Raw genomic sequence first — 8,076 nt, 5'->3', positions numbered from 1 at the left:
GGCTCAACGCGGGCTCAAGCCCTACGATCTTGTTCTCTGGGTGGCCGTGCGGGCTCAACACCTTGATCCTGTTGGTGACGTTGCGTGCCCGCTCTGCCCATGTCGTATTCCCGGCGGGGTGTTCCTCCGAGTGGGTCGACGTGAGCAGTGCGTGGCTACGTAAGCGAGAGCGGGCTCTGGCGACGATCACGTTACGCCGTGAGGTGCTGAGGCTCGCGGGAGGCGCGAGACCTTCTCGCCGGACCGTCGCGGCGGTCGGGTGGGAGCTGAGCGCGGGCGGTCCGGCCCGGAAGACGTCGGGGAGGGCGGGAAGCACGCTGGCAAAGCCGGGATGGTCCCGAAGCGTAGGTGACTCTGTCTCCACAGGGCTCGGGGCGGTTCAGTCCTGATCAGTCGCTGTAATGGTAGCGGGCTTTGAGAATCTTCACTGTCTTGTCGTCGGCCCGGTAGACCAGCCGGTGCTCGTCGTCGATGCGGCGGGACCAGTAGCCGGACAGGTCGCCTTTCAAGGGCTCGGGCCTGCCTATCCCCGTGAAGGGGTCGCGCTGGATCTCGCCGATCAAGCGCGTGATCCTCGTCGCCATTTTCCGGTCGGCGCCCAGCCAGTACAGAAAGTCCTCCCAGGCGGCGGGGTCGAAGTGGATGCTCCGCACTACTCACCCGCCAGAGCCTGTAGCTCCTCCATGGTCTTGACGGCGGCAGCCTGGTGCGACTTGTCCCGGGCGACGGCCTCCATGAGCCGCCGGGCGTTGGCGGGAGATCGTAGCAGGTAGATAGTCTCCTGCCAGGAGTCGAAGTCCTCAGCGGACATGAGGACGGCGTCTCCGTTCTTGGAACTGATCCGTACCGGCACGTGGTCGTCGTTGACCTGCTGAATCAGGGGGAACAGGCGCGAGCGAGCCTCGCTGGCGCTGATAGCCACTGTCACCCTCCTTCTCTATTGTACAAGTTTACCGTACCATAGAGGTACGATGTTTGGGTACGGTACCCGGATCGGCTCATCCTCCTCCGTCAAGCCTTGTTCCTCCAGTCGTGATCGGGCGGTGACAGTGAGACGGCGTGCCCGGTGGTGATGGGAATGGCCAGCCCGGGGCGGTCGATGGCACGGGTGGGGGCGTCAGGGTGGCCGCGGAGGGCTCCTTGCGCGGCGCCAGTACCATCTTGCTGTGTTCTGGCGGCGGAGCCGGGTGGCGGCAGAGATTGAATCATTGTTGGTGGAGGATCGGTTCCGGGTGCAGCGGACGATGCCCGCCGACCTGCTGGCGACGCCCGGTTATCTGGCTATGAACAACCACCGGTTCGGGATAGCGTCCGAGGTTGCCGAAAGGGCATCATGGCGGGCTCCTGAAGCGCATCGTTTCAATGTGGAGCCCGGATTCGTCCTGCTTGGCGTTGCTCCACCGGAGCGGTCGGACGGTGGACACAGGCCGATGCTACTGAGCGCATATGACGCGCAGAACGGAGCTGGCACCCAGCTACTGGCTGCCTGGTGGCTGGATCCAGGCGCGCCGAGGGAGCCTGTCGCCGCGTTCAGTAATTTCCTGTCCCAGTTCGGGGTATACATGACCAGTGGACGAAATGAAAGCCTCTTCTTCCTTCGTGCCCTGGGTGCCGTTCCGCCGCAGCCGGTGCGAGGGTCGCACGATGTCGAACTGCATGCCCTCCACCAGGTCCAGCAATTCGCCGGAACGGTCGGCTGGGCGTGGTGTTTCGGAATTAACACGCATAAATATAGAGGCCATCTTTCTGTTTCTGGCCGGTGAGATTTTCGCGTAGTCATCCGTTGTGATACATAATCCGTGGTGGCGTGATCCGTCTCCGGTACACGAGGTGCGGTGCCGGGCTCGGGGCGGCGGGAGTTGTCCTGGTGAACAGACCCGGCAACGCAGGTGATCTCACCGATCCAGGTTCGCGGGGGCGAAGATGGGCGGATGATGCCGCTGCTGGACGCCGGTGAGGTCGCCCGTGCTCTTCGGGCGGCCGGGGTGGGGCGGCGGGAGCCGGTGGCGGTGGTCGTGGTCGCCGGGGCGGGAGTCGGGCTGGCCTGCGAGCGGGGCGGCTGGGCGGTGCGGGCTCACGAGCCGTCCGCCGTCGTGGCCGAGGTCGAGGATGTTCTCGGGCCTCGGTGGGTGTGGTGGTCGGCGCGGGGGGCGGCGGCGCCGCTGGTCACCGCCGGTGTGCGGCTGGCTGTCTGTTGGGATCTGGCCGCCGTCCACCGGGTGCTGCACGGTGGACGGCGGGACGACCCCGGCGCGGTATGGGCCGCCGCCCGTGGGCTGCCGCTTCCCGCCGCCGGTGGCGGGAAGATGGCGCGGGGTGGGCAGCTCGACCTGCTGGCCGTGGTGGAGGACGCGGCCGACGGTGACGACCCGCAGGAGCCGGTCCGCGGCGACGGGCAGCTGCGCTCGGGCTGGGCGGACGAGGCGTGGGGCATCCCCGGCCGCGGCGACCCGGCCGGCCGGCTGCGGCGGGCTGCCCGTTTCGCGGAGCTCGCCCTCGCCGTCCGGGCGGCGCAGGAGCGGGCGTTGCGCCGGCTGGACGACCCGCGGGCGGCGCCGGGTGGCATACCGTTGGCGGTGCTGACGGCCTGGGCGGAGTCCGCGGCGGAGCTGCTCGCCCGCGAGCTGGAACGGGACGGGCTGCCGCTGGACCGCGCGGCCGCCCAGCGGATGATCGCCAAGGTCGTCGGTCCCCGGCCGCGGGACGGCGCCGAGGATGCCGCGTCCCGGCGGGCGCGGGACGCCCCGGTGCTGGCCCACCTCGGTGGCGGGGTGGATCTGCGTAATCCGGTGGAGCTGCGAACCGCCCTGCTGGGCCTCGGCATCGACATCCCGGACACCAGGTCGGCCCGGCTGAAGCCGCTGCGCGACGTCCACCCGGTTGTCGCGGCGTTGCTGGCCTGGCGGAAGGCCGAGCGGATCGCCACCACCTACGGGTACCGCTGGCTGGACAGCTATGTGGGGCCGGACGGCCGGCTGCGCGGCGGCTGGCGCGGCAGCGACGGGGCCGGCGGCCGCATGACCGCCCAGGCCGGTCTGCACAACCTGCCCGCCGGCCTGCGGGCCGCGGTGGCGGCCCAGCCCGGTCACCGGATCGTGCGGGCCGACCTCGGGCAGATCGAGCCGCGGGTGCTGGCCGCCGTCTCCGGCGACCCCGCGCTGGCCCGGGCGACCGGGGATGACGACATGTACGCGCCGGTGGCGGCCCGGCTCGGCTGTGACCGGCCCACCGCCAAGGTCGCGGTCCTGGCGGCGATGTACGGGCAGACCTCCGGTGCCGCCGGCGCGGCCCTGCGGCAGATGCGGCAGGCGTACCCGCGCGCCATCGCCTACCTGGACGCCGCCGACGGGGTCGGTCGGGCCGGCGGTGACCTGCGGACGTTCGGCGGCCGGCTGGTCCGCACCGCGCCGTCGGCCCCCGCCGGCCCGGATCGGCCCGGCCCGCCCCGGACGGACCTGGATCGCGTGGCCCTGGATCGCGTGGCCATGGACCGGGTGGCCATGGACCGGGTGGCCATGGACCGGGTGGCCATGGACCGGGTGGCGGCCGCGCGCGGCCGGTTCGCCCGTAACGCCGTCATCCAGGGTGCCGCGGCTGAGCTGTTCAAGGCGTGGGCGGTCACCGTCCGCCGGGAGCTGGTGCTCCTCGGCGGCACGATCGTCCTCTGCCTGCACGACGAGCTGCTGCTGCACGTCCCCGCCGACCGGGCGAACGACGCCGTGTCGCTGATGCACCGGACGCTGGCCACGACCGCCGCCTACTGGGCGGGCGGAAGCGGGGTCCGCTTCGTCGCCGACGTCTCCGTGATCGACAGATGGTCGGACGCCAAGAGCTGACGCCAGGAACTGCTGACGCCAGGAGCTGACGCCAGAGCGCCGGTCAGGTAACCATACGTATCCCCCCTGAACGATGGCATGCTTCGATAGACGTCGGCCACCGGAGAAGATCGGCGTAATTTTGTCGTTGTGTACGCTTTTGTGGCCAAAAAGCGTACACAACGACAAACTCTCCTGGATCATGGCCTGGACGGGTGGTCGTGTATGGGATCCGAGCTACTTGACCGGCGCTCCAGGAGCTGACGCCAGGAACCGAGGCTGCCCGCTCGCGTTTCCCCTTGAGTGGGCCGCGGTTGGGGCCGCTGGCCTCCCGAGCCGCTCTGCCCGTGGAACACACGCGAGCCGGGGACGCGGGGAAACTCGCGGCGGGCACGGGCGTCCTCGCGTCGCGGCGTGCGGTCGCGGCCCTGTCCCGTGTCCGGTCGCGGTGCGGTGATGTCGCCGATCTGTCGGGCCCGCCGCCGCCCACGTAGCTGACGATCTGTCCGGCATACCGCGTAGGCTCGAGACCGCCGGCATCCTGTGCGGCGCGGACACCAGCTGGGTGCGGCCGCGGGTTGGGAGGTGACGTTCGTGTCGGACTCGCTGGATCTGGGCGGGCCGCTGACGCCGCCCGCGGCCAGGGCGGCCGTGCCGGGGTCCGCGGGCGGCGCGCTTGAGCTCTCCCCGCCGGCGCCTGTTCCGGTCGTCGCCGACGACCGGGTGGACAGCATGATTCCGCTCGACGAGGCGACCCGGGCGGAGCTGCGCAGAAGGGCTGCGGCGTTCGCCGATGACCTCGCCACGCAGGACCCGAGAAGTCCGGCGTTCCAGGACAAGATCGGCGATATCGCGTCGATGGGCCAGCGGGAGATCGTCGCGAGTGCCCGGACGTCCAACCGGATGCTCGAGCGTCCGGCGGCGGCGCTCAGGAGCGCCCGCGGTGGCCGTGGCGGTGACGCCCAGGCGCGCGTCGCCGGCACGCTCGTCGAACTGCGCCAGACGGTGACCGAGCTCGACCCGGCGAGGGCCGATCTGAAGGGCGCCCGCAGGTTACTCGGCGTGGTGCCGTTCGGCAGCAGGATCTCCAGCTACTTCCAGCGCTACCAGTCGGCGCAGAAGCAGCTCGACGCCATCATCAGGGCGCTCGACTCCGGCCAGGACGAGCTGCGCAAGGACAATGCCGCCATCGAGCAGGAGAAGGCGGAGCTCTGGGCCGCGATGGGCAAGCTCACCGAGTACGCGACCCTCGCGAAGGCGCTCGACAGCGCGGTCTCGGCGAAGATCGATCAGCTGCGGGCCGCGGATCCGGGGGCCGCTGACGCGTTCACCTCGGACGCGCTGTTCCCCATCCGCCAGCGCCAGCAGGACCTGCTCACCCAGCTGGCGGTGAGCGTGCAGGGCTATCTCGCCCTCGACCTCGTCCGCAAGAACAACATCGAGCTCATCAAGGGCGTCGACCGGGCGCAGACGACGACCGTCGCCGCGCTGCGCACCGCGGTGATCGTCGCTCAGGCGCTGGCGAACCAGCGGCTCGTGCTCGACCAGATCAACGCGCTGAACGCCACGACGAACAACATGATCATATCGACCAGTGAGCTGCTGCGCCAGCAGTCGGGCCAGCTCCAGCAGCAGGCGTCGTCCAGCACGGTCAGCGTCGAGGCCCTGCAGAAGGCATTCGACAACATCTTCGCGACGATGGACGCCATCGACACGTACAAGGCGAAGGCGGTCGAGAGCATGGTGGCGACCGTCGCCGCGCTCGAGACCCAGGTGGGACGCTCGAAGTCGTACCTGGAGCGGGCCCGCGCCAGCGAGCGCTGAGCGACGCCCGTCATCCGATCGGCCGTCATACGATCGGTACGGACAGGAGGTGCCGTGTTCTTCCGACGGCGTTCCGGCACCGCCAGGGGCCCCAGGAACGAGAACCTCGGGAACCAGGCCGCCCCGGCGGCCGGCTCCGGGCCGCGGAACACGGCCGAGGTCGTCCACCAGGTCAGACAGCTGCAACGGGAGCTCGCCGGGATCGTCGCGAGGGCGAACGCGGACGGGGGCCGGCTGCCGCCCGGGGCGGTGCCGACCGTACGTGACATCGATGACGTCCTGCGGCCGTTACTGCGCCACATCGAGGCCCAGTCCGCGAGCGAGGAGGAGATGAGGCATCTCACCGCCATCATCCACGAGTACCTCCCGCAGGCCCTCGGCGACTTCACCGCGTTGCCGGCCCAGTACGCCGGACGTCCCGGTGTCACGGGCACCACACCCGCCGAGGACCTGATCCGCCAGCTTCAGCTGCTCGACGAAGGCGCCAACGAGCTACAGGACCTCGTCTACACCGGGGACGCCGCCAGGCTGGCGATCCAGGCGCGTTTCCTGGACGCCAAGTTCCGCCGTTCGGACCTCGATTCATGACTGTCGTCCTGCCCAGGGGCGGGAACGTGCTGCTGGCGGGGGAGGCGCCCGGTATCGAACGGGTGGACATCGGCCTCGGCTGGAGCGACGGGCCTGGCCCGGCCGCCGTCGAGGTGGACGGCTTTGTCGTCCTCGGCAGCGGCGTCCTCGGCAGTGGCGCACCCGGCAGCGGCGGCGCGACGTCGCCCCAGGTGCTTCTGGCCCATCAGGTGCCGAACCCGACGGAACGGGCTGGCGCGTCCCCGCCGCCGCGCCTGCCCGTCGGTGACGCGGAAAAACTCGTTGTCACGTTGGCCGCCGTGCCGGCCGAGGTCAGCCAGGTGCAGTTCGGGGCGGCGATCTACGACGCGGCCGGGCGCGGGCAGACGTTCCGGTCGGTGCGCCACGCCTACGTCCGGGTCCGCAACCACGCCGACAATGTCGAGATCGCCCGCTACAGCCTGGATTCGGAAACCGGGCTGGAGACGGCAATGATCTTCGGTGAGATCTACCGTCACCCGCGGGGATGGAAGTTCCGGGCCATCGGACAGGGCTACGTCGACGGTCTCGCGGGCCTCGCCGGGCCCGACGGACGAGACATCGCGACGGTGCATCCCGGCAGGGTGGCCGCCTTCCTCACCCGGGCCTCGCCTGCCCGGACCCGGCGGAACGTGGCCGCGCACCTGCACCCGCCGCGCACCGAGCCGCACCGGTCACCTCCGGTGATCAGGCCCTCGTCGCCCCCGCGCCCGCAGCCCCCACACGTACCGCCGGCCGAGCGGGATCCTGCCGTGACGCGGCCGCCCGCACCGCCAGCCGGATCCGCACCCTCGACCGGACCTGTACCTTCGACCGGATCCGCACCGCCGGCTGGACCCGCACCGCCGGCTGGACCCGCACCGCCGGCTGGACCCGCACCGCCGGCTGGACCCGCACCGCCGGCCGGACCCGCACCGCTCACGCCCGTGCCGGCGGCTACCCGTTCGCTGCTCGACCTCGGCGGGCCCGACGAGGCCGTCCTCGTAACCGTGGCCCGTGCGACGGCCACCCGTGCCCTGGCGCGGCGGCCACCCATTCGTGACGGATACGGAGAGCATTCATCACGTCACAAACAGCGTATGGAACACGTCGCCGCACTCGATGACGATCATCCGGCCACCACCTGGACGGAGGAGAAACGCGGCTCGACCGCCATGACCGTGACCCTGCGGTGGACGCCACTGAAGACCCGGACCGGCCTGCCTCGCCCGAGCAACATCCACCTCGGCTGTCTCTGGCAGGCGAACGACGGGGCGGCCGGCCTCATGCAGGACCTCGGCGACACCGTCAGCGCCCCCGGGCCCGCGGCCCCCCGCCAGGTGCTGCGGCTCGGCCGCCGCGACGAGCTGGAAGGGCAGACGATCTTTGTCGATCTGGGTGCGCTCCAGACGTTCAGGCGCTTCTTCGTCTTCGCCTACGGACTGCACGCCGCGCCGGAATGGCCCCTGCTGCGACCAGCGCTCACCGTCGACGCCCGGACGGGTGAGCAGCTCACGATCCGCCTGGGTGACGCGCCGGCGGGCGCCCGGATCTGTGTCGTCGCGTCGTTCCACATCGTGCGGGACGACGTGATCATCCGGCGGGAGAACGACTTCCTCAGAGGAGCCCAGGCCGACGCCGGCGCACGCTATGGCTGGTCACTGGACTGGAGTCCAGGCGGGGAAACTCTGCGTGACGTTCCGTAGCGACACCGCCGGCCGACCGTGATCTACAGCGCCGGTATCCTGACGATCACTACTCGCCGAGCCCCGGCTCCGCCGCCCGGCCGAGCGCGCCAAGCAGCCCCTGGGCCCCACGGGAAACGCTCGATGGACGGGCGGGCGGCGCGGGA

Annotated in this window: 7 protein-coding genes; 5 read left to right on the top strand and 2 right to left on the bottom strand. The window is 70.7% G+C overall.

All coding sequences use genetic code 11. The features are described 5' to 3' along the window. Positions 1-389: 389 nt before the first annotated feature. Together NBW84_RS00440 and NBW84_RS00435 are read right to left on the bottom strand one after the other, a co-directional pair. Positions 390-653 carry a Txe/YoeB family addiction module toxin gene (locus NBW84_RS00440; protein WP_250280605.1) on the bottom strand — a complete coding sequence of 88 codons (264 nt, stop codon included), beginning with the start codon at positions 651-653 and terminating at the stop codon, positions 390-392. Next, on the bottom strand, positions 653-922 hold the full coding sequence (locus NBW84_RS00435; protein WP_250280604.1) for a type II toxin-antitoxin system Phd/YefM family antitoxin: 270 nt from the start codon (positions 920-922) through the stop codon (positions 653-655). The genes NBW84_RS00440 and NBW84_RS00435 overlap by 1 nt, the downstream gene beginning before the upstream one ends. Positions 923-1,187: 265 nt before the next feature. On the opposite strand from NBW84_RS00435, the gene NBW84_RS00430 reads away from it, so the two are divergent. The 5 genes from NBW84_RS00430 to NBW84_RS00410 all read left to right on the top strand — a co-directional run bounded on the left by NBW84_RS00430 (position 1,188) and on the right by NBW84_RS00410 (position 7,930). Next, on the top strand, positions 1,188-1,763 hold the full coding sequence (locus NBW84_RS00430) for a hypothetical protein (RefSeq protein WP_250280602.1): 576 nt from the start codon (positions 1,188-1,190) through the stop codon (positions 1,761-1,763). Between the two features lie 168 nt (positions 1,764-1,931). Next, positions 1,932-3,836, top strand: a complete 1,905-nt coding sequence (locus NBW84_RS00425; protein WP_250280599.1) for a DNA polymerase — start codon at positions 1,932-1,934, stop codon at positions 3,834-3,836. A 573-nt stretch (positions 3,837-4,409) separates the two neighbouring features. Beyond that, the gene (locus NBW84_RS00420; protein ID WP_250280597.1) at positions 4,410-5,639 is read left to right on the top strand and encodes a toxic anion resistance protein; all 1,230 of its coding nucleotides are present in this window, start codon (positions 4,410-4,412) and stop codon (positions 5,637-5,639) included. 54 nt (positions 5,640-5,693) lie between these two features. Beyond that, positions 5,694-6,227, top strand: coding sequence for a hypothetical protein (locus NBW84_RS00415; RefSeq protein ID WP_250280595.1), 534 nt, complete (start codon positions 5,694-5,696; stop codon positions 6,225-6,227). Beyond that, on the top strand, positions 6,224-7,930 hold the full coding sequence (locus NBW84_RS00410) for a TerD family protein (RefSeq protein WP_250280593.1): 1,707 nt from the start codon (positions 6,224-6,226) through the stop codon (positions 7,928-7,930). The genes NBW84_RS00415 and NBW84_RS00410 overlap by 4 nt, the downstream gene beginning before the upstream one ends. Positions 7,931-8,076 lie beyond the last annotated feature (146 nt).

This window comes from Protofrankia sp. CiP1_Cm_nod2 (assembly GCF_920664355.1).
GTDB lineage: Bacteria > Actinomycetota > Actinomycetes > Frankiales > Frankiaceae > Protofrankia.
The sequence above is the reverse complement of the archived record's forward strand: the minus strand, read 5'-3'. Positions and strand labels throughout refer to the sequence as shown.

Coding starts and splice junctions, on each gene's coding strand:
- NBW84_RS00425 (WP_250280599.1), top strand. CDS start 1,932: ATGATGCCGCTGCTGGACGCCGGTGAGGTCGCCCGTGCTCTTCGGGCG.
- NBW84_RS00410 (WP_250280593.1), top strand. CDS start 6,224: ATGACTGTCGTCCTGCCCAGGGGCGGGAACGTGCTGCTGGCGGGGGAG.